This is a genomic window from Chlamydiales bacterium (assembly GCA_031292375.1).
Classification (GTDB): Bacteria; Chlamydiota; Chlamydiia; order Chlamydiales; family VFKH01; genus JARLHF01.
This window is the reverse complement of the sequence record JARLHF010000002.1, coordinates 1-20,710: the sequence shown is the minus strand read 5'-3', so window position 1 is coordinate 20,710 and position 20,710 is coordinate 1. Positions and strand designations below refer to the sequence as shown.

Annotated in this window: 19 protein-coding genes; 10 read left to right on the top strand and 9 right to left on the bottom strand. The window is 36.8% G+C overall.

From position 1 onward, the window contains the following. Window positions 1–2: 2 nt before the first annotated feature. The 3 genes from P4L16_00580 to P4L16_00570 all read right to left on the bottom strand — a co-directional run bounded on the left by P4L16_00580 (window position 3) and on the right by P4L16_00570 (window position 2,578). A complete protein-coding gene (locus tag P4L16_00580; protein ID MDR3623623.1) occupies window positions 3–1,181 on the bottom strand; it encodes an ATP-grasp domain-containing protein in 1,179 nt (392 codons plus the stop codon). After that, window positions 1,169–1,735 carry a hypothetical protein gene (locus tag P4L16_00575; GenBank protein ID MDR3623622.1) on the bottom strand — a complete coding sequence of 189 codons (567 nt, stop codon included), beginning with the start codon at window positions 1,733–1,735 and terminating at the stop codon, window positions 1,169–1,171. Before P4L16_00575 ends, P4L16_00580 begins: the two co-directional genes overlap by 13 nt. Window positions 1,736–1,882: 147 nt before the next feature. Beyond that, window positions 1,883–2,578, bottom strand: coding sequence for a hypothetical protein (locus P4L16_00570; protein ID MDR3623621.1), 696 nt, complete (start codon window positions 2,576–2,578; stop codon window positions 1,883–1,885). A 179-nt stretch (window positions 2,579–2,757) separates the two neighbouring features. Between P4L16_00570 and P4L16_00565 the strand changes: the two genes are divergently transcribed. Continuing rightward, on the top strand, window positions 2,758–4,608 hold the full coding sequence (locus P4L16_00565) for a hypothetical protein (GenBank protein MDR3623620.1): 1,851 nt from the start codon (window positions 2,758–2,760) through the stop codon (window positions 4,606–4,608). Here P4L16_00565 and P4L16_00560 read toward each other — a convergent pair. Continuing rightward, on the bottom strand, window positions 4,605–5,285 hold the full coding sequence (locus P4L16_00560) for an alpha/beta hydrolase (GenBank protein ID MDR3623619.1): 681 nt from the start codon (window positions 5,283–5,285) through the stop codon (window positions 4,605–4,607). The two genes, P4L16_00565 and P4L16_00560, sit on opposite strands and share 4 nt — an antisense overlap. 138 nt (window positions 5,286–5,423) lie before the next feature. On the opposite strand from P4L16_00560, the gene P4L16_00555 reads away from it, so the two are divergent. Beyond that, window positions 5,424–5,873 (top strand): hypothetical protein, encoded by a 450-nt coding sequence (locus tag P4L16_00555; protein MDR3623618.1) that lies wholly within the window; start codon window positions 5,424–5,426, stop codon window positions 5,871–5,873. Window positions 5,874–5,877: 4 nt separating this feature from the next. Here P4L16_00555 and P4L16_00550 read toward each other — a convergent pair whose 3' ends face one another. Together P4L16_00550 and P4L16_00545 are read right to left on the bottom strand one after the other, a co-directional pair. After that, window positions 5,878–6,759, bottom strand: coding sequence for a hypothetical protein (locus P4L16_00550; GenBank protein ID MDR3623617.1), 882 nt, complete (start codon window positions 6,757–6,759; stop codon window positions 5,878–5,880). Between the two features lie 119 nt (window positions 6,760–6,878). After that, window positions 6,879–7,202 (bottom strand): DUF4143 domain-containing protein, encoded by a 324-nt coding sequence (locus P4L16_00545; GenBank protein MDR3623616.1) that lies wholly within the window; start codon window positions 7,200–7,202, stop codon window positions 6,879–6,881. 284 nt (window positions 7,203–7,486) lie between these two features. Here P4L16_00545 and cyoA point away from each other — a divergent pair, with 284 nt between their 5' ends. The 5 genes from cyoA to cyoE are packed head-to-tail and all read left to right on the top strand — an operon-like array spanning window position 7,487 to window position 12,187. After that, window positions 7,487–8,371: a ubiquinol oxidase subunit II gene (gene cyoA, locus P4L16_00540; protein ID MDR3623615.1), complete on the top strand. Its 885-nt coding sequence runs from the start codon at window positions 7,487–7,489 to the stop codon at window positions 8,369–8,371. A 7-nt stretch (window positions 8,372–8,378) separates the two neighbouring features. Beyond that, on the top strand, window positions 8,379–10,367 hold the full coding sequence (cyoB, locus tag P4L16_00535; protein ID MDR3623614.1) for a cytochrome o ubiquinol oxidase subunit I: 1,989 nt from the start codon (window positions 8,379–8,381) through the stop codon (window positions 10,365–10,367). Then, window positions 10,364–10,972 (top strand): cytochrome o ubiquinol oxidase subunit III, encoded by a 609-nt coding sequence (gene cyoC / locus P4L16_00530; GenBank protein ID MDR3623613.1) that lies wholly within the window; start codon window positions 10,364–10,366, stop codon window positions 10,970–10,972. The genes cyoB and cyoC overlap by 4 nt, the downstream gene beginning before the upstream one ends. Before the next feature lies 1 nt (window position 10,973). Then, a complete protein-coding gene (gene cyoD, locus P4L16_00525; protein MDR3623612.1) occupies window positions 10,974–11,315 on the top strand; it encodes a cytochrome o ubiquinol oxidase subunit IV in 342 nt (113 codons plus the stop codon). Window positions 11,316–11,335: 20 nt separating this feature from the next. Then, the gene (gene cyoE, locus P4L16_00520) at window positions 11,336–12,187 is read left to right on the top strand and encodes a heme o synthase (GenBank protein MDR3623611.1); all 852 of its coding nucleotides are present in this window, start codon (window positions 11,336–11,338) and stop codon (window positions 12,185–12,187) included. A 59-nt stretch (window positions 12,188–12,246) separates the two neighbouring features. Here cyoE and P4L16_00515 read toward each other — a convergent pair whose 3' ends face one another. Further along, window positions 12,247–13,047, bottom strand: a complete 801-nt coding sequence (locus P4L16_00515) for a mechanosensitive ion channel (GenBank protein ID MDR3623610.1) — start codon at window positions 13,045–13,047, stop codon at window positions 12,247–12,249. A 335-nt stretch (window positions 13,048–13,382) separates the two neighbouring features. On the opposite strand from P4L16_00515, the gene P4L16_00510 reads away from it, so the two are divergent. After that, on the top strand, window positions 13,383–16,268 hold the full coding sequence (locus P4L16_00510; GenBank protein MDR3623609.1) for a carboxypeptidase regulatory-like domain-containing protein: 2,886 nt from the start codon (window positions 13,383–13,385) through the stop codon (window positions 16,266–16,268). Continuing rightward, the gene (locus P4L16_00505; protein MDR3623608.1) at window positions 16,234–16,863 is read left to right on the top strand and encodes a hypothetical protein; all 630 of its coding nucleotides are present in this window, start codon (window positions 16,234–16,236) and stop codon (window positions 16,861–16,863) included. The genes P4L16_00510 and P4L16_00505 overlap by 35 nt, the downstream gene beginning before the upstream one ends. Window positions 16,864–17,143: 280 nt before the next feature. On the opposite strand, the gene P4L16_00500 is transcribed toward P4L16_00505, so the two are convergent. Beyond that, on the bottom strand, window positions 17,144–19,087 hold the full coding sequence (locus P4L16_00500; GenBank protein MDR3623607.1) for a DUF3857 and transglutaminase domain-containing protein: 1,944 nt from the start codon (window positions 19,085–19,087) through the stop codon (window positions 17,144–17,146). Window positions 19,088–19,113: 26 nt separating this feature from the next. Beyond that, window positions 19,114–19,689: a hypothetical protein gene (locus tag P4L16_00495; protein ID MDR3623606.1), complete on the bottom strand. Its 576-nt coding sequence runs from the start codon at window positions 19,687–19,689 to the stop codon at window positions 19,114–19,116. A 250-nt stretch (window positions 19,690–19,939) separates the two neighbouring features. Here P4L16_00495 and P4L16_00490 point away from each other — a divergent pair. Next, window positions 19,940–20,710, top strand: a 771-nt coding sequence (locus P4L16_00490) for a hypothetical protein (GenBank protein MDR3623605.1), incomplete at its 3' end; no start/stop codon positions are given.

The window sequence follows — 20,710 nt, the reverse complement described above, 5'->3', positions numbered from 1 at the left end:
TGTTACACGCAAAAAAATGCTTTTAATCTCAGCCATTTTTTCTTGATTTTCTTTGGTGTAAACGACTTGACAATAGGTATATGAGAGACATTTATACGAGGACATACGTGCTTCAATAATAACTTGCTTACTAAACGTCTATCTTCAAAAAATATAAAACTCCATACATTGTAACGATTAATCAGTAGCTCCCACCTTTTTAGACGCAAAAAATAGGGAAGAATAACAGGGGACATATACTGAAAGTTCATTACAGGATATTTAAGAACGTCTTTTTTACAAAACCAATTAGCAATTCTTTGAGATGGATCTTCTCCAAAAAACCTTGAAAACTCTACCCAAACATTGGGCCGCATATCTGCTTCAAAATAAAAGCGCTTCCCATCAGATTCCATACAACTTATATTTACAAACCCATGAGCTCCAAGAGCTTTTCCAAGAGCTGCAAGCTCATCAAAAACTGCCTTGTCTACTAAATTTAAAGGAGTATACAACCGAAGCCTAGAAGGTCCAAACTTATGAATAGTTTGCTGGATTTCACAATAACTAAAATGTATCAAATTACCCTCTAAATAAAGTGCTGAGAGGTCTAGTTCTCTACCTATAATTTTTTTCTGCACCAAAAAAGAGCCTTTAAGGAAATCCTTAGGAGCTTCGCATATATCTACTTCCGACTGACATTCAAAAATACCCGTTCCACCGCCTGAATAATCTGTCTTAAGCAAAACAGGATAACCCATTTCTTGAGCCGCAAAAGATGCCTCCAACAAGCTATTTACAACACAAAATGGCGGCGTACTAATCCCATATTGATAAAAGATTTTAGCAAGTCCTAGTCTTGAATAGATATGCAAAAGCTTTGCTATATCCAACACAGGCAATAAACGCAGTTTTTCTTCTGGAGATAGGTCTGATCTTGAGATTTCTTTTAATACACTATCATCCGTACAGATAACCCAGTCATAACGATGAATCAATTCTTTCAATGCAATCAAGGGCAATGACTTTAAATTTGTCACATAGCACTTCTGTACATATTCAGAATACTTTATTAATGGTGAACACGTAATTACATCAACCAAAAAACCTGATCGTGCAAGCAGTCGTGGGAGCATCCATGCTCCTTCATCAATATGGCTCAATAACAAGACTTTTAATGAAGTTTTTCCTAAATCGAGCAAGGAATATCCCAAATTTCTAGAACTTTTTGAATATTAAGATCTACTATTTTTCCCTCCATTTTTTTAGCTAATATGCAAAGACTCGTTATAAACTTTTGCTGTGCTTCAAAAAAAGAATCTTGGCTCCCATCATGGGCGCTATTGACAACATTATTAAATAACTTAAAATAATTTAGAAAGGCTACAGGGTCATCATCGAATTGAAATTTTCCATGATCACCCCTCTCAAATACTTTTTGAGGAGATTTAATAGAGGATGCAAATTTCACCAATCGATTAGAGGCATGTATATTCACTGTTCCTTTTTCAGATTCAATCTCATTAAAACAAATTATATTAATCCCCGAAATTACTATATCCACCTCACTCTTAATCGGAGCTAAAAAAACCAGACTCCAATCCTCACAGTGGAGACTAATCGGTCCACTCGATTCTAAATGGGAGTGAACAATTGCAAAAATAGAACCGTTAATCCTTACTAATTGTAGCCTATGATCTTCACTACTTTTTAGAAAAGTAACTTCAAGCTGCATATTATTATTTGGACTTTGCATTATATATATACACAAACAAGTTCAAGAATTGGAAGAAGACTCGATGGAGTGTAACAAATATTAACCAAATTATTCCATTAAAAACCTATTTTTGTCCATTCACATCAAGTGATACACAAACAAGTTCAAGAATTGTTTGTGTATATATTACCAACGATACCCAAGCTCGATGCGTCCACCCCAAGTTGATTGATTCGCCCATGTTAGACCATCTGATCCTGAAAGATCCATTTGAGGCGTGTAAGAATAGGTTGGAACAAAAGAGAGATCCAAATTGGAATAAAAGCGCCAAGTCACTGGCAGCTCAAATAACCAAAAAGTTACATTAGTTGCAGAGAATGGCGTATTACCACGTGTAACGCGATTTGAAAAAATATAATTGCCCTGGGATCTTAACATAAGAGTCCAGTCGCAAGAAAAATCATAGCCCAAAAGCAATCCAAAAGGCAGATAATAGGAAAACTCTTTCCATATTACAGAATCAAAGTTAGGCTCTTGATCATAGATAAAGCCAACACCTACATAGGGAGTCGCAAAAAAGCCATTACAGCCCCATGTGTAGCCAACTTCGCCTTCAACATTCCAAAAATGGTCAAACCATAAAGATCCTGTTTTACCAGAAGCCTCAGCACCAATGACGCGAGCGAAAATATCATTTTCTCTTAAATGCTCAAATCCAATCATCCCACCCCAAAGATTCTCTCTTGGAACATCTTCAAAAATCCATTTATTAGATTTGTAAACAGGTGCAATAAATAGTCTATTTGGCTCGCATTCTCTAAAAGAATAGCCATAAAGATTACTCATAAAAATAAAAGCAAAAAAACCAAAAACGTATTTCATAAAACTCCAAAAATATAAAGCAGGAAATGCAGGCTGGGCCTTCCCTTATTTTGATAAGTCCGTTATAAAATTTCATTTATTTAAAGTCAACTAAAGCTATTTTAAACATTTTCTTTATTGTTTCTTTATAGTCCACGTGTTATAATGAGTTAAAAATATTTTAATTTAGGCTATACATCGTGACTATGTTTACACTTTTAGATAATGTTTCTACAAATCTCTCGCATATGTATTTACGTGACCACATAGAAGCTTACATGCTAGATGGCAACCAACACATTGCAACAGCACAAGGCGCAGCTGTGAGAGCAAGTGCTCTTGATAAACAGTGGACTCTTGCTAATCCAAATAGCGACTCTTATTTTGGAGTAATTGGAAATATTATTCTCTTTTCTAGAGGTCTAACTTCCCTTCTTGGCCTAGGCGCTGGCTACTTACAAGAAAAATACCATATAACGGCTATCAACTTAGGTCTTGTAATCAAAAAAATAGAAGAGGGATTTAATAAAGTTTTAGATTATGCAAATCCTATTCTAAATACAGCATGCGCAGTCTCCTATGTTGCCATGATTGCAATGGGAGCAGTTATAACAGGCTCTCTTGGTATTTTAGGACTCCTATTTATAGCAGTTAAGCACTATGGTTATATGCCAGGCTTTGTAGAATCCATTATAACCCCTTTACAGATCCTTAGCCTATTCTATACAACGCTCACAGCGCCGCAGCACATTATCTTTAAATTACTACAAATGCCAGGCAATATTTCTGAACTTGCAGGATATCTTGCAAAAAATGAGAATCTGCACCCCTATTTACCAGCCTTTCTTATTGAAGGATCTCCTGGCAAACATATCATTAAAAAAGGTCATGACCTTACAATTGCTACTTCAAAGGAAGTAACTCTTAACCACGTCAAATATAGTTCTTTTCAACTAAATACAACAGCCTGTCATGCACCAGAGGTAAGCCAAGTGCTTCCAGAGGAAACAAGAGCACAACTTGAGAATATCTCTTTTAAAGACCTTTACAAGCAAATTGAAGATCGCTGCAAAGATGAAAAAATAGATGTTGAAAATAGTGAAGGGTGGAAAAAGATAAAAAATTCTGTTACTAATGATGTCTGCACAGATATTCGTCCAGCTAATTTTGATAAATTTCGCATATTGTTCAAATGTCTACTAAATAGTGTAGCAAGCAAACAGCAAGATTTTAAACTCTATATCGAAGAAATTGCAAAAATTGGCGACAACTGTACGGAAGGATGGCTAAGAGAAGTCAACTTCGTGATCAATCCAAAGTGCAACAATTATAAATGGATGGTTCATCATGAGCTTTCTATCATTAGAGGAGAGCTAATCAAAGATGCAATAAATACGCTCTTAAAAGAAGAACAACAAACTTTTACAATCGGTATGATCAATAAAACGCTAGAAGACCTTGGCGGGCGCAACAACGTACACCTTGTAAATCAATTGGAAGCAGCTCTTTGGGGTAAGTGGAGGCCTTACGAGGCAGAAGTTTATTTTGCAATCAATGGCAGAGGTATATTTGAGCGTATGCTACACAGAAATATAAATCTGCCCCTCGATTCTAAAATGTTTATGTTTGAAGGAAATAAAGAACCTACTTTCCAAGACCTGTTAAAAATGGCTATGAAAGCTATAAATGTGCTCATGCACATAGACCTTCCTATCGATCCTCGTCTTGTACTTCCCTTAATTGCTCTATTTGATGATATGGTATCAAAAAAATACACCCTTGATCTAGTCGTAGACCATATTTACGCAGCTATTAAACCAGAATATGCACAAACTCCAAAAGGCATGGAATCCTATCGAAAAATAGCATGGAATGAATGCATTGCTCCGTGGCTTAGCTCTTTAGGTACAACCACTTTAAATAACTCAAATGGCTATGAAGAAAGCCTTGTTGAAAAAACTGACTATGACGAGCTTTATTTAACAAAAGCTGGCGTGCGTCTTCTCTTATGGGATATGGGAATCATTGAAACAACTCACCAATGGAACTAAAAGTAGGTAAGCCAGAATCTAAGAAGAGCCGTAATTGCCTGCGGCATTTCAAGAGGACTCATATGTCCTGAATCTTCTACAACAGCGAGTTTAGCATGTTGTATCAAATTGACTAATTCTTCATGCTCCTCAAGAGAAAAGTTTTTGTCTTGCATTGCATGAATCACTAATGTAGGGCATGTGATAGTAGCCAAGACAGATTGACTCTCTCTTCTACTGATCATAGATAACTGTTGATTCATAAAAGCATCTCTGCCTACCTCTAAAAACATTTTCTCTACATCATTTTTTACAAGAGAATTAAAAACAAACTTTTCTACTATTTCTTTTACAATCTCTTGAAAGCCTCCCTGCTTTACCCTTAAAATCATCTCTTTGCGTTTAAGCATTTTTTCTTTTACGTCCATCCGTACTGTCGTATTCAATAGGCAAAGCTTGTTCACACGCAAAGGGGCCGCTCGCATCACCTCTAAACAGAGCCAGCCTCCCATAGAATGTCCGGCAAGGGCAAATTGCAGAGGAGCCTTCTCTAAAATAGCTTGAATCATCTTTTCTGGAGTATCTTGAGAAGGGGAAATAATCTGAATGGATGCTATATCACTTAAATGAGATATTTGATGCTGCCAAAGGACTTCATTTGATAAAAGCCCTGAGAGTAATACTAAAGGTGTTTTCATTTTATTGCGCCTACATCAAAAAGTTTTTGAAAAGTTACAATTACACCACAACATAGGTCTGTTTAGCGAATATTTGCAATAAAAATACTCTTTTGTTACCTTCTCTAAATTCAATATGAATTTTAAATGAGAATGATTATGCGTCTATTACTTACCTTATCTTTTGTTACAGCTTGCTTTTTCAACGCAATTCAAGCAACGCCCAAGACTTTTGATACCTACTTACAGTCCATAACACCCCTTGATAGTAGAGAATTAACTCAATTAGTTTCTGGCAACTCCATTATTGGCAAAACTCACCATACAGACTCAATGTATGAACTCTATTTTGATCCATCTGGAAAGCTCTATTTTAGAAAAAACCACTCTGAAAAGGAGACTTATATTGGAAAATGGTGGGTAAAAGATGGAAATATCTATTCCCAATGGCCCACGTATAACAATGGAGCTACTAACCAAATTAAGTACTACCCTATTATTGACAACGCATTTCTTTATAAAACTATCAATTCAGATGGCTCTGAAACAACATATGAAAAGCCATTTTTATTATTTCCTGGAAACATCTTCAATATAACAGACTCATAATCATTTATCGTACAGAAGGCCAATCAAGAAAAAAGATCGTATCTTGAGTGATCCGACTTTTATCCGATTGAAAAAACTTAGGATCGCCCTCACACGATAAGAGATTCGATTGGTTAACTAGGACTGAAAATGGGGCCTCCTCAGGCGCTACTGACAAAAAACCCATCCTCTTCTTAGCAATTGCATGCCATTTGTTTAATAAGCCCAAAGCCTTTTCTTGTGTAAAATCAAAACCTAAAATAGTTACAGAAATGGGCTTCAAACAATGAAACTCTTCAAGTGTTAGTCCAAGCTTGCCTACAGTAAATTCTGAACATACATTAAGATGAGCTTGCGGGTGACTCCAAGAAAAAAAACAAAGACCATTTTTGGCGATAAGCTCAAAAATCGGATCTATACTTTTTAAGGGTTGAATACTAGCATCAAGCCACAAGCACTGCTCGTAGCCCATTCTTTTTGCTTCCAACAAAGCACAGATTTTAAATGCATAAGGGACATCAAAGAGCTCTAAGCATCCCTCTTCCGTATTTGGCCATCCCCCTATTCTATAAATAATATGACCATCAAACTTCTGCACTTTCAACGTCTCAATAAGAGCATTAAGTCCTTGCTCATAATTTCTGTTAAAAGAAATATACGTCACCACACACTTCTTTTTATTTAGGGGGCTATCATTTAAGTAAAGCGTCTGAAACACTGGGTTTGACTGATCTGTGATCAGGTTGAAATCACGCATTCTCTTTTTTCGCACATACACCTGAGCGACACATAACAAATCCAATTCAGGACGATCTGCATATTTAAGATAGTATTGCAAGCGCTTATAATCTTCGATACTCGGGTGAAACTGGTCGCTAAGCTGCACTTTTTTTTGAAGTGGCAGCATATATTGACATAGATACCTTTGGTAAAAGGCATATTTGGAAAGAAGAGTACTCTTAATATCCTCCTGTGCATCTATGAAGACAACTAAGAAGCACATTATCAATGATAATAACTTTGGTTTTACAAAAGTTTCCAAGGAAAGACACTCCCCTGCTTACGTACTTGATTTTCTTTCCCAGCATAAACAACAACACCTGATCCAGAATTCATTTCAGCCCAATCACACCACTTAATAAGGCCATCAAACATATCTGCCTGAATCGTTGCAGAAGACTTAATTTCAACAGGAGTTAGTAACGCACCCTCTTCAAGTAAACAGTCGACCTCATTACCCAATTTGTCCCTCCAAAAATATACATTGGGTGGCAAGCCATGGTGATAGCGTTTTTTTAAAAAGTCAGATATAATCATCGATTCAAAAGTGAGGAAATAATGTACGAGCAAGCGTAGTCTTCCCTGATTGGCGTGGCCCAAATAATGCCAAGACAGGGAACTGCCTTTTAATTTCTAATAGTTTATTTTCCAGTGTCCGTTTAAACATAAATCTTCTTTCCTCTCTATGGACAATTTTATAACCGGACTTTAAAAATTGTCCATATAATAATTAACTTACTGATTATAAATGATTTAAAAACAAGATTTGCTAACATTATATTTACTTGCTTGTGTTAAATGAAGATTACTGTAAAATCCAAACCAGCAAAAGTGATAATGGAATTTTTACATATATGAGAGAAAAAAAACCTGTCTCTTTCATTCTATTCTTCTCTGGTTTCGTGCTATTGACCATCTTGCTCATGCAATTTGTGGAAATAGAATATGGCGGCGATATTGCCGTCTTATTTCCCAGAGGGATTATAGCGCTTGCACAAAGAGATCTACTTCTCTTTATTCAAGCTCTCATGTTACTTGTAGTCATTCCTGTCTATATTCTCACTTTTGTCTTCTCTTGGAAATATGGAGCCCATAGTGATAAAGCAAAATATACTCCCGAATGGGACCACAGTCACCTAGCTGAATATCTTTGGTGGGGTATTCCCTTTTTTCTCGTCCTCATCATTGGTGGAATAACCTGGATCAAAACGTATGAACTAGATCCCTATAAACCCATAGAGTCTTCTAAAAAGCCCCTCACAATACAAGTCGTTGCACTCCAATGGAAGTGGTTATTCATTTATCCAGAGCAAAATATTGCTAGCGTAAACTTTGTCCAGTTTCCAGAAAAAACCCCCATCAATTTTGAAATTACTGCTGATGCCCCTATGAACTCCTTTTGGATCCCTCAATTAGGTGGACAAATTTATGCCATGCCCAAAATGAAAACAAAGCTATACCTCATTGCTGAAAAAGCAGACACCTTCAAAGGATCCTCTGCAAACCTGAGTGGAGTTGGATTTGCAGGGATGCATTTTATTGCCAAAGCTTCTACTGAAGAAGACTTCCACAAATGGGTAGAATCCGTAAAGCACTCTCCTGATGTCCTTCAGCAAGAAGAGTATAATCAGTTAGCGCTTCCAAGTAGTAATCTCTCACCTAAAACTTATCTGTTAAAAGAAGAAGACCTTTTCAACAAAATCATCATGAAATACATGCACCCTCAAGAAAAGAGTTAAGTAAATTATGTTCGGTAGACTATCACTAGATGCCCTTAAGCATGAATCCAGTCAAAATATTGCTGTCTTTGGAATGGTATTCTCAGCAATTGCAATCATTGGCCTTATATTTTATTTAAAACGTTGGAAATGGCTCTGGCATGAATGGCTAACATCTGTTGATCCAAAAAGAATTGGTGCAATGTACATGATTGTTGCATTTACCATGTTTCTTAAAGGTTTTGCCGATGCTATCATGATGCGCACGCAACAAGCCCTCTCCGTTGGGGAATCATATGGCTTTATATCTGCAGAACACTTCCAAGAGGTCTTTTCCTCTCATGGAACAACCATGATTTTCTTTGTTGGAATGGGTGTTGTGTTTGGTTTAATGAATTTAATTGTACCCCTACAAATCGGTGCACGCGATGTAGCTTATCCCTTTCTAAATGCACTTGGTTTTTGGCTCTTTGCAGCAGCTGCGATACTTACTCTTGTCTCACTTGCCGTTGGCAAATTTTCTGCTGCTGGATGGCTTGCTTATCCTCCCCTTTCAGGCATGGAATACAGCCCTGACGAGGGCGTGGATTATTGGATATGGATGGTACAAATTGCAGGCGTTGGAAGTACTATTTCTGGCATTAACTTCCTTGTAACCATTCTTAAAATGCGCTGTCCCGGTATGACATGGATGAGAATGCCTATTTTTATCTGGAGCATTCTTGCTGCATTAGTCCTTATTATTTTTGCATTTCCCATACTTACAGCAACACTTTTTATGCTCACTCTAGACCGCTATCTAGGCATGCACTTTTTCACAGCAGGTTTTGGTGGAAATCCCATGATGTATGTCAACTTGATATGGGCTTGGGGGCATCCTGAAGTTTACATCCTCATTTTACCTGCTTTTGGAATATTCTCCGAGGTGGTTCCTGCCCTTTCTGAAAAACGTCTGTTTGGCTACATGTCCATGGTTTGGGCAATTGTCGTCATCGCCTTTCTCTCTTTTGTTGTCTGGCTACATCACTTCTTTACAATGGGAGCAGGACCTGGTGTAAATGCTTTCTTTGCTATCATGACAATGCTTATAGCCATACCTACTGGTGTTAAAATATTTAACTGGCTCTTCACAAAATTCCGAGGACGTGTCCACTTCAAAACACCTATGATGTGGTTCTTTGGTTTTGTGCTCAACTTTAGCGTAGGAGGGATGACAGGCATACTACTTTCATCCCCCCCTGTTGACTACCAGATGCACAATAGCCTATTCTTAATTGCACACTTCCATGGAATGGTCATTGGCGGCATGTTATTTGGTGTCTTTTCTGGATTTTCTTATTGGTTTCCAAAGGTAACTGGCTTTGTATTAAATGAAAAATTAGGAAGACGTGCCTTTTGGTGTTGGTTTGTAGGTTTTCTCCTAGCATTCATGCCCCTTTACATGCTGGGCTTTATGGGAGCTACAAGGCGTTTAGACCACTATGATACATCTACTGGATGGCACGCCTTCTTTGTAGTCGTAGCTGCAGGTGCATTTATCATATTATGCGGTGTAGGTCTTCAAGTCTTACAAATTGTTGTGAGCATCAAAGATCGCAACAAAAACAGAGATATCGCAGGTGATCCTTGGAATGGTAGGACACTAGAATGGTCTACTTCTTCACCGCCTCCTGTCTATAATTTTGCAATCATTCCTACAGTCACTCAAAGAGATGCTTTTTGGGCTTGGAAACAAGAAAAGAAAAATTCACCCTCAGCTCATAAACAAGCCACATTACAATATGAAGATATTCATATACCCAGAAATACATCTATCGCCCTTTATATTGGCATTTTAAGCTTAATCTTGGGCTTTGCCTTCACCTGGCAAATCTTGTGGCTTGGCTTTATGGCTCTTGCTGGCATCATAGCCTGCATCATTACACGCCTTTCCAAAGAAGATATTCATGATGTAATACCTGCAGCAGAGGTTCAAAAAATAGAACAGGCTCATTTAACTAGGCAGGAATATGTATGACTGAGTCTTTAACTATCCAGCAAACAAAATACCCAGACCCACACCAAGATACTTTTTCTAAAACTATCTTAGGGTTTTGGATCTACCTTATGAGCGATTGCATCTTATTTGCAACCCTCTTTACTACCTATGCGGTACTTCACGATAGCACATTCGGAGCTCCAGGATCGCACGAGTTATTTAGTGTACCCACATCGCTTGCAGAAACCCTTATCCTACTTACCAGTAGCTTTACTTGTGGCTTTGCACTACTTGCTGCATGCAAAAATAAGAAAGGCCATATTCTCTTCTGGCTTAGCATCTCATTTTTATTGGGACTTACCTTTATTACACTTGAATTAACCGAATTCAAACACTTTATTCACGCAGGTTATGCCTGGGATAGGAGCGCTTTTTTATCTTCTTTCTTTACTCTTGTAGGCACTCATGGCTTGCATGTCTCATTTGGCCTTCTATGGATGGTTGTGATGATGGTGCAACTTGTAGTTCATGGCTTAAATCCCACTATCTTTAGAAGACTTGTGTGCTTTAGCATGTTCTGGCATTTTTTAGACTTAGTATGGATTTTCATATTTACACTGGTGTACTTGATAGGGACAATATAAAATGGATGAACACTTAAGTTTAGCTGAAACACAGAAAAAATGGCATGGTAGCTTGAAGTCCTATTTAATTGGATTCTCTTTGTCTATCCTATTTACAGCAACAGCCTACTTACTTGTTATGGCTCACTTGATGACAGGCAAAGGTTTGCTTTTTGCTCTTGTATCACTTGCTATTGCACAAGCTATTTCTCAACTACTTTTCTTCTTACATGTTGGTGAAGAGGCGAAACCTCGCTGGGAACTGCTTGTATGTCTTTTCATGATCATGGTTTTACTTATCATTGCTTTTGGCTCTCTTTGGATCATGTATGATTTAAATGACCGCGTAATGGGCGGTATGTAAACTACTTTAAAGGACTTCTTATGATTAACTATTACTTATTGACAAAACCTGGCATTATTATGGGCAACCTCATAACCGTTGCAGCAGGCTTTTTACTTGCATCAAGAGGGACAATCGATTTTGGGCTGTTTTTAGCAACACTCTTAGGGCTTTCATGTATCATTGCCTCTGCCTGCGTTTTCAATAATTATATCGATCGCAAGATTGATAAAAAAATGGTAAGAACCAAAGACCGCGCTCTTGCAAAGGGTATTATCTCTCACAAAAATGCAATTGTCTTTGCAATTGCTCTTGGATTACTTGGTAATCTGATCCTTTCCCTATATACTAACTTACTTACCGTCTGCATCACCAACATCGGTTTTTTTACATATGTACTTCTGTACAGCATATGGAAGCGTCACACAATCTATGGAACTGCTATAGGAAGCATTGCAGGGGCAGTTCCTCCTGTTGTTGGATATTGTGCTGTGAGCAACCACTTTGATATAGGAGCTGCCATCTTATTTTTCATCATGGTGCTCTGGCAAATGCCACACTTTTTTTCTATCGCAATCTATCGCCTAGGCGACTATACAAAAGCCAGCATTCCTGTTTTACCTGTTATGAGAGGCATTAACAGAACAAAATTTCATATGACTATCTACATTATAGGTTTTATTGTTGCAGCCATACTCCTCACAACATTTCACTACACAGGCTACGCCTATCTAATCATAGCAACCCTACTAGGACTTTTGTGGCTTGCTCTGTGCATAAGAGGCTTTAAATGTGATAATGATCAGGTGTGGGCTCGAAGCATGTTTCGCTTATCCCTCGTAGTCATCACTGCCCTGTGCATCACCATACCATTCGACATATACACATCGTAAATAACAAGAAGTTTATTTAAAAAATCGTTGCAAGTAACGTCAAAGTTTAACTTTTACATTTACAATTTAGTTTTACGTTGAATACTTTGATCATGTAGTTCTTGGTTTACATTTATTAAAAAATCGGTTTGGAAAGTTTTTTCTTTACGAGCATCTTTTAAAATACATTTAGTGGTCATTACAGCAGAAATCACGCCTCCGATTCCCAAGGTTTCTTTGATAATAACAAATGGCTTTTTTTCTGTATTGATGTAGGGACTTGCCGAAGCAATTTTTTCAAGAATGTCTTTTAATTGACTAAGGTTTTCATTGACTGAAACATATACATCAACCGTTGTCATCATATTCAGTTGACCTGCGCTGCTTGAACTTACAATGTCATTCATAAATCGACTGTTGGGAATCGTTACAACGCTTTCATCTAGCGTTAATAGCTTTACCGATCTTAGTCCAATGCTAGTAATTTCTCCATATGTACTTTCAAAGGTAACTCGATCTCCGACTTGGAATGGTTTGTCTATTAGTAAGATGACTCCTGAAATAAGAGAGGTTAAAATTTCTTTAAGAGCAAAAGCAAAGGCAACGATTGTACTAGCTATGAACCAAAGAAAGACTTCTTGAGAGGGCTCAAAAATAAAATATATTCCTGCTATGATACCAAAAAAATAAAGAAGAAAACTAAAAATTGGAATCCATTGAAAAATACGCATTCTTTTATGGGGGAATTTTTTGATGATCATGCAAGAAATAACATTAATCCCCTTTGCTGAGATAATAAGCGCAATTACAAGCAAAATAAAAGAGATAATATTAGTTAGTTCAATGCTAGATATAAATTGTTTAAACTCCTTATCGATCATAACATGTTCTCCCTGTTTGATTGTAAACTTGAGTTTTGAGTTTAATTACTCAAGATTAGAGGGGATTCTGGATAAATTTTCAATCACTTTTGCGAAGTTCATATTCAAAAACTATAAACGAGCAAAAATGATTGAAAAGTTGCACACGGCGTAAAACTCAGGTTAATACGTTTTGGTGTAAAAACACATCGACTAGCAGGACTAGACTGTCCTTTTAACGGGATTGTATCTTTTGTTTTTAAAGAAAAATTAAAAATTTTATTAAAATTGCTTTAACAGTAATGATGACTATGATAACCTCCCGTTCTTCTTAAAAATTTATTTGGCTATTTTGCATGAAGTATAAGCTATTAGTTCTTTTGTTTTTATTGTCAGCAGCTTCGTTAATGGCAAGTGGGAGCATTTCAGGTGTAGTAACTACTGCTTTAGGGATCCCGCTGCCGAATGCTACAGTTACAGTTCTGAGAGGTAGTAATACTGTTATCGCAACTACAACAACTACTACAGATGGTTCCTACTCTTTTAGCGGGATCTCTACAGGAGAATATGTTGTACGAACGAGCTTATTGACCTTTCAAACTGCAATAGCTGGTGTTACAATTGTCGATGGTCAAAATAGTGTAGCTAATTTTTCATTAGCAGCTGATCCTGGAGAACTTTTTGGTCAAGTTACCGATAATTCAACACATCTTCCTATTGCAGGAGCTATAATTAATACGATACAAAACGACATTCTCATTGGTTCAGCTACGACAGATGGAAGTGGAAATTATACTATAGCAGGTTTAGCATCTGGTTCTTATACAGTAACTGGATCTGCGGCTAGTTATCAAACCAGCGTTGTTGGAGCATCTGTTCTTACGAGTCAATCAACAACAGTTAACTTTTCTTTGAAGTCTAGTCCTGGCAGCATTTCTGGAATTGTAGCTAGCGCGGATGGTGGAGCTCCAATTTCTAATGCGTTGATCCAAGTAGGTAATGCAGGTACAGTTATTTATTCAGCTACAACGGACAATACTGGAAACTACACCATCACAGGAGTTTCTACAGGTTCTTACACAGTAGTAGCTACAGCAGCCACTTATGATACGGGTGTTACAGGGGCTATTGTTGTTTCGAGCACAACGACAACTGTAAATTTTTCATTACAATCTTCTCCTGGTATTATTTCAGGAGTAGTCATAAGTGATGTTACCGGATTACCAATTTCAGGAGCTCTTGTAGAAGCAAATTTAGCTAGTATCGTTGTCGGTTCAGCAGTGACTGACAATTCTGGAAACTATACTATCTTAGGTATGACTCCAGGTTCCTACATTGTGGATGCCTATGCCACAAATTATCAAACAGGTACTACTGGAGCCATTGTCGTTTCTGAAGATGTGACAACTGTTGATTTTTCCTTAAAAAATAGCCCAGGGACTATTTCTGGTACTGTAATAAGTGCCTCTGGAGAAACGCCTATTGTTGGTGCTTTGCTTGAAATTATTTATAACGATGTCGTGATAGACATTGCTTTAACAGATAGTTCTGGAAATTATATTATTACTGGAGTAACTCCAGGTTCCTACATAATTACAGCTTCAGCAGCAACGTATGATGCTAGTATAACAGGTGCTATCGTCACCGCAAACGAAACAACAACGGTCAATTTCTCTCTGGAGCCAAATCCTGGTATTATTTCAGGGATTGTAACAAGCGCAATGAGTGGATTGCCAATTTCAGGAACAATTATAGAAGTAAGTCTAGATAATACTATCGTTTTTTCTTCTCTTACGGATAATTCTGGAAATTATATCATTTCAGGCATTGCTCCAGGTTCTTATATCGTACATGCTTATGCTACAAATTATCAAACTAGTACTATGGGAGCAATTGTCACCTCAAATGCCACAACAACCACAAATTTCTCATTACAGTCTTCTCTGGGCACCATTTCTGGAACAATAACGAGTGAGACCACAGGATTACCGATTTCTGGTGTACTTGTAGAAGTGAATTTATCTAGTATTGTTATTGATTCTACAGTAACGGATAGTTTTGGAAATTATACTATTTCAGGCATTGCTCCAGGTTCTTACATTGTGGAAGCTTATGCTACAAATTACCAGACGGGTGTTACTGGAGCTATTATCGTTTCTGGAGATACGACAACTGTTAATTTATCTCTTGAATCTAATCCCGGAATCATTTCAGGGAGAATAATAAGTGCGGCAAGTGGATTACCAATTTCAGGCGCTTTAATTCAAATAATCCATGATGATGTAATCATTGACTCAACTTTGACAGACAGTTCAGGAGACTATACTATTTCTGGGGTTCCTTCTGGTATTTATACCGTCGACGCTTATGCTGCAAATTATCAAACTGCAACTTCCAGTGCCTCCATTTCTTCAAATCAAACAACAACAGTGAACTTTTCTCTTCAAGCAGGTCCTGGTAGGATTTCAGGAACTGTTATTAGTACATTAAGCGGATTACCAATCTCAGGATCTCTTGTAGAGGTAAATTTAGATAATACACTTATTTTTTCTACTTTAACAGATTCTTTTGGAAACTATTCAATTTCAGGAATCGCTCCAAATACTTATGCTGTACATGCCCATGCAGTAACGTATCAAACGATCATTAACGATAGTGTTGTTGTTATTTCAAATGCAGCAACAACAGTCAACTTTTCTTTACCATCTAATCCGGGTAATGTACAAGGAGTTATTACTGATTTAGTTACAGGCTTGCCTCTTTCTGGAGTCTTTATTGATATTTTTGAAAATGATGTTTTCATAAATGTTGCAGTTACAGATACCAGAGGAAATTATAGTATAACAGGACTTGCAGCGGATGACTATACTCTCACAGCTAGTAAGACTAATTATGATAGTAATGATACCAGCTTTATGGTTACTAGTGGAGGAACAACCACAGTTAACCTAACATTGACTCCGAACTTTCCTCCAAGCAATTTAACTGGAAGCGTGATTATTAATACGTTCTTACTACAAACTGATCGAATTCATCATCTACAGTGGGTATCAGGTCTTGGAGGCAACATAACTGCCTATCGGCTTTATCGCAATAGTGATTTATTAGCAATAATTTCATCAAACAAACCATTGGAATACAATGACCATAATCGAAACGCTAATATAGCAGATACTTATGCTGTAACGGCTATTAATACGGAGGGAGATGAAAGTACAGCCTTATTTATTACATTACAATAAATTTCGAATATTTACAGGACTCAATGTTTTTTTTATTTTTCTTGTCTTTTGTCCAATACCTATTAAGGCTATTGAAGGAAATTTACAAACTCGAGTGGGTTATTTTCATTTTACAAATCATACAGTTCAAAAAATCTATGGCTATGGAGCATCAGATATTGAACTAGAAGGAAGCATTAAAATACACCCTAATGTTTCTTTGTGGAGTAATATCAGCTATATTTGGAAAAATGGCCACTCTACAGCGCTTGTAAATAATACACATCTTGATATAGGAACTCTTAGTATGGGCATGAACCTATTAACTCCACTGAGATATTTTTCTTCCTTTCTTTATTTTGGTTTAGGAATTTCAGGAGCTTATATTCATACAAGAGATGAAACCACTTATCTGCCGACAAATACGTCTAAATTTAGTATAGGTGGTGTTGCTAAGTTTGGTATTTTTATACCATTACCATGTAACAAACAGTTCTTCTTAAATCCTTTTTTTGATTATTATTATCAACCAGTTGATACCAAAAGCAGTTCGACATATTCTCAGGTTGATGTAGGTGGTTTTCGTGTTGGCCTAGGCGGTGGATATAATTTTTAGTCTTTTATGTTAGGAAGAAAAACAAAATAGAAGCTGAATAGGCCTTACACAGGCTCTCAAATCCCATAAGCATTACAAGCATATCTTATCGATGTCAAGTAATTGACCTCCCTACCCGCGACCCTTGTAATAGAAATCTCCTCTGTCCCCTTAGCTACAAGGTCGCAAACACAAAGTGAGCATTGACCCATTAAGGGCTTAATGAAACCGCTAATCAACTGATCTTCTAAATAATTTCAATTTTTCTAAGTAAAGCAGGTTATGCAAGAAGTCTATTTGTTTATTTCCTATAGCACGTAAAATAGATTGCACAACAAGCAAGAAGAAGAGCTACAAATGTTGCCGCCCAAGCAACAGATTCCGAGCCTTTTGGCTGGTTTGCTTCTGGCGAATCAATTCTATAATTCAAGAGGTTTCTTATCGATTTAACTATTGCATGATACTCTTGAAGCGATAATACGGGCACATGATCTTGCAAGTATTGTAATTCATAATATATATTGATAGCATTGCTTGATCCTTTACTAAAAGAAGAGAAGCGAACAATATCATTATGATAAGAAACTTCTTCTTTGGTGTCTCTCCAATTGTTAAAAGGGTTGTTAATGTGAATTGTTTCTTTAATCCACTGAGGCCCTTCCAAGCTCAAAGCATGCTTTCTTTCTGGATTGTAATCATACAGTAGATGATCTCCGATAACCGAAGAAACAATACACACACTTTTATTACCTTCATTTTCATCCATTAACAATGAATAAGTCTCTGTTATTGCAAGAACGTTGTTCTCTCGATCATCTGTTAAAGTAGGCGGGGAAAGTACTTTTGCGCTACCATGTATTTTTTGTAGATCTTTTAAAAGTTCATGAGATATGTTTTTTAAGCCATTCCATTCTACATCTCGACGTTTATAGTCAGCTTGTAAATCATAATAATTGGTAGTTCTTTCCATCTCTATTTTATTGCCTTCTAAAATAGAATAAATCACCGAAATCTCAATAGGCTTAGCAGGCATTTTAAGAGGGGGTGAAGAAGTCAGTTGTGTTGTATCTTCAGACAAAACAAGTCCCCAGTAATAGTTAGGAATGGAACACTGTTGAAGAGAGCCTCCTTTTAAGGCTTCCGTAGGATCTACCCAGTACCGTTGAGCATCTATCTCAATTTGTAAAATTACATGATTAAAACGTCCAGGAGAAGGTAATTTTTCAGGAAGTACTTTTCCCGTAAAAGAATTAACCAACATGCTATTGGAACGAATGCCCATAAGATGAAGAAGAGATGAGAGTAAAAATGCTTTATCTTTACAATCACCATAACGCATTTTTAAAACCATTTGTGGATCATGCGGTTTTACTCCATAAGTCTCTTCACTAATTCCTAAATAACGGATCTCATCCTGAACAAACCTTAAAGCAAGAAAAGCCCTATCATGATCACTTTGAGCAGATTTTTTCCAGTCATCCACAAGGCTATACATCTCCTCACTAAAGTTGTTAGGTAATGTATAGAGGGGAAATAATTCTTTAACGACTTCTTGCCAATTTTGATACTGACTAATTTGAACATAGGAACGCGGATAGTACCAACTAGGCATACCCTCTTCAAAAAACAACTCCTCCGTGTTTACTACATCATATGACCATTTTCGCATATCGGAAGATATATCTTCTATTCTTGCCCCAATTGTAGTATTAAAAGGCTTAAACAAAAACTGGCTTCTTGGATGAGCCAAAAGCCTATAAGAAACTTTTTCAACTGTATCTATATACTGTAATAAAACTGTATCGGTACACTTCTCAGAAAATAACGGGTTTTCTCCTCGTAATGAATAAGCATATTCAAGTATGTCATTTTTTCGCATGTCTTCAATAAAAAAGACAAGTGTTACATCCCCTGCATAGATATTTTGGTTAAGCCGTTTTTCTTGCTGAATCGTATGTTGCCTTGCATTTGCTAAACGATCAACCCATCTTCCATCCCTATATATACGGATTTTATGCATTACAACGTCTGTTTCAGCAGGATCAAAATCTATGTTGATTTGAGAAACATCTTCCACACCATTTTGTGAAATAGCTTTAACAACATAGTGAAAATATTGACTCTTTTCCTCCCAATTTCTTTGACGATCCACTAACAAATACTGCAAATTAATCTGAGTTTCTTTGACCGGAGCATCTATAACAAACGGGATCTCTTCAACCCATAAAGGCTCGGCAGAAAACATTCTCAAAAATGCTGTAAGGAGTAAAATTACAAGCAAGAATCTGTTAATGATAGCTCTCTTTTTTTATCTTCAAAGGCCTCAAGAAGCACTGGCTGCAATCGCGGACTTTTGCAGATAAGAGCATCTACTGCACTCTTTAGGTCGTCTAAGTTAGTGATTTTATTTATTTCAGCAATATCATCAACTGCTTGTGCTTTTATAAGTTCTTTTCTTACTCTCAAGTTAATACGCCTTAGCTTTATAGAAGCTATGGAAATCCAAACGGTATAGGAAAGAACAATAAAAGAAACTACCACAGCCTCTTGTAAGAGTAGATTTTTAAAAGCAAAAAAAACAGGAATTAACATGATGGGCATCGTTGTAATCAAATTAAATGTCAATAACCTTGTTCCAGGACGTCTATAGGCACAATTATAGAGAAGGTATGGAGGTATGAAAGTAATAACAGAAATTATCACTTTAAATAGATCCTCAAAGGTTTTTACGGCAAATAAAGAAAATATCAAAAGAAGCAAACATAAAAGATTTGGTAGAGCAAAGGCAATAAGCCACTGTCTCTTGAGCCTCAGGTCATCTTTTGTAAAGGGATATTGTTGTTTCATAACTCTCTTCCTATTCAAAAACAAACGCACAACACGTTAAACAACCTATCATTTTTTATGCAAGAGTTTAAAAATTCCTCTGTAACAGCAAAGTTAAAATACCTCTCGTATAAAATTATTTTATTTCAGATAAAATTTATAAAATCTTAACAAAAACCTTTGCGTTTTTTCTATGCTATTGTTATAGTCGAAATTGTTTAATAAATATTTTAAGTAAAAACAAACTAACTTAATTATTTAAGGAAGTAACGTGGAAAAATTAAAATTGAATACTTGTTACTTTAATATCGTAGCTTTTCGCCTTACAAAAGTGCTTGTTATTAATGCAAGCAAGGAAGGAATTACAACTTTTCTTGCTCGTTATGGCAAATATGAAATTCCCCCTCAGATTATCCCTATTCAAGACTTATACTGCCAAGAGCGCTTTTGGTACCCTAAAGAAGTCATTCAAAATCCGAATGTAACGCCTTCCGATCCTACCCCCTATTGTGCATTAAAAGCACATGGTCCCCATAGGATACCACAATCATTACACATACGATTTATTACAGATACAAACGACTCTCTTATTTTTTCTCCAAGCATTACAGAGCATGGCTTTACAGACGAAAAAGTTACATTAACAATGAATCTTCAAGGGTGGAAGCAGTTCTTAAAAATGCTTACGCATTTGCACGACAACTCAACTTGGTTTTACGTTACAATCCCCCAACCATCTTGGAAGCACCTTCCCTTCCAACTTACTGCTCCAGACAAGAATTATCCCAACGAAATCATTTTTAATGCAATTGAATGCATACGTTTAGACCCCAAAGACAAAGTCTTTTTTATCGCAAATGCTTTTCAAGAGAATTTCAAGGCACCTATTTATGTAAGAGTTTTAGGCACGCCTTCTGGGTTATTATGGCTTGCAAATTGGATTACAACATTCATTAAAAGTACAAAAGAAGAAGAATACTTTCACAATACTTGGATCATTCCCCCTATTGATCGAGACACAACTTATGCTGAACACTCCATA

Excerpts from the sequence above, each read along its gene's own strand:
- P4L16_00505 (MDR3623608.1), top strand. The coding sequence starts at position 16,234 with ATGAAAGTACAGCCTTATTTATTACATTACAATAAATTTCGAATATTT.
- cyoC (MDR3623613.1), top strand. The coding sequence starts at position 10,364 with ATGACTGAGTCTTTAACTATCCAGCAAACAAAATACCCAGACCCACAC.
- P4L16_00550 (MDR3623617.1), bottom strand. The coding sequence starts at position 6,759 with ATGCTGCCACTTCAAAAAAAAGTGCAGCTTAGCGACCAGTTTCACCCG.
- cyoE (MDR3623611.1), top strand. The coding sequence starts at position 11,336 with ATGATTAACTATTACTTATTGACAAAACCTGGCATTATTATGGGCAAC.
- P4L16_00515 (MDR3623610.1), bottom strand. The coding sequence starts at position 13,047 with ATGATCGATAAGGAGTTTAAACAATTTATATCTAGCATTGAACTAACT.
- P4L16_00500 (MDR3623607.1), bottom strand. The coding sequence starts at position 19,087 with ATGTTTTCTGCCGAGCCTTTATGGGTTGAAGAGATCCCGTTTGTTATA.
- P4L16_00495 (MDR3623606.1), bottom strand. The coding sequence starts at position 19,689 with ATGAAACAACAATATCCCTTTACAAAAGATGACCTGAGGCTCAAGAGA.
- cyoD (MDR3623612.1), top strand. The coding sequence starts at position 10,974 with ATGGATGAACACTTAAGTTTAGCTGAAACACAGAAAAAATGGCATGGT.
- P4L16_00570 (MDR3623621.1), bottom strand. The coding sequence starts at position 2,578 with ATGAAATACGTTTTTGGTTTTTTTGCTTTTATTTTTATGAGTAATCTT.
- P4L16_00510 (MDR3623609.1), top strand. The coding sequence starts at position 13,383 with ATGAAGTATAAGCTATTAGTTCTTTTGTTTTTATTGTCAGCAGCTTCG.
- P4L16_00575 (MDR3623622.1), bottom strand. The coding sequence starts at position 1,735 with ATGCAAAGTCCAAATAATAATATGCAGCTTGAAGTTACTTTTCTAAAA.
- P4L16_00555 (MDR3623618.1), top strand. The coding sequence starts at position 5,424 with ATGCGTCTATTACTTACCTTATCTTTTGTTACAGCTTGCTTTTTCAAC.
- P4L16_00560 (MDR3623619.1), bottom strand. The coding sequence starts at position 5,285 with ATGAAAACACCTTTAGTATTACTCTCAGGGCTTTTATCAAATGAAGTC.
- cyoA (MDR3623615.1), top strand. The coding sequence starts at position 7,487 with ATGAGAGAAAAAAAACCTGTCTCTTTCATTCTATTCTTCTCTGGTTTC.
- cyoB (MDR3623614.1), top strand. The coding sequence starts at position 8,379 with ATGTTCGGTAGACTATCACTAGATGCCCTTAAGCATGAATCCAGTCAA.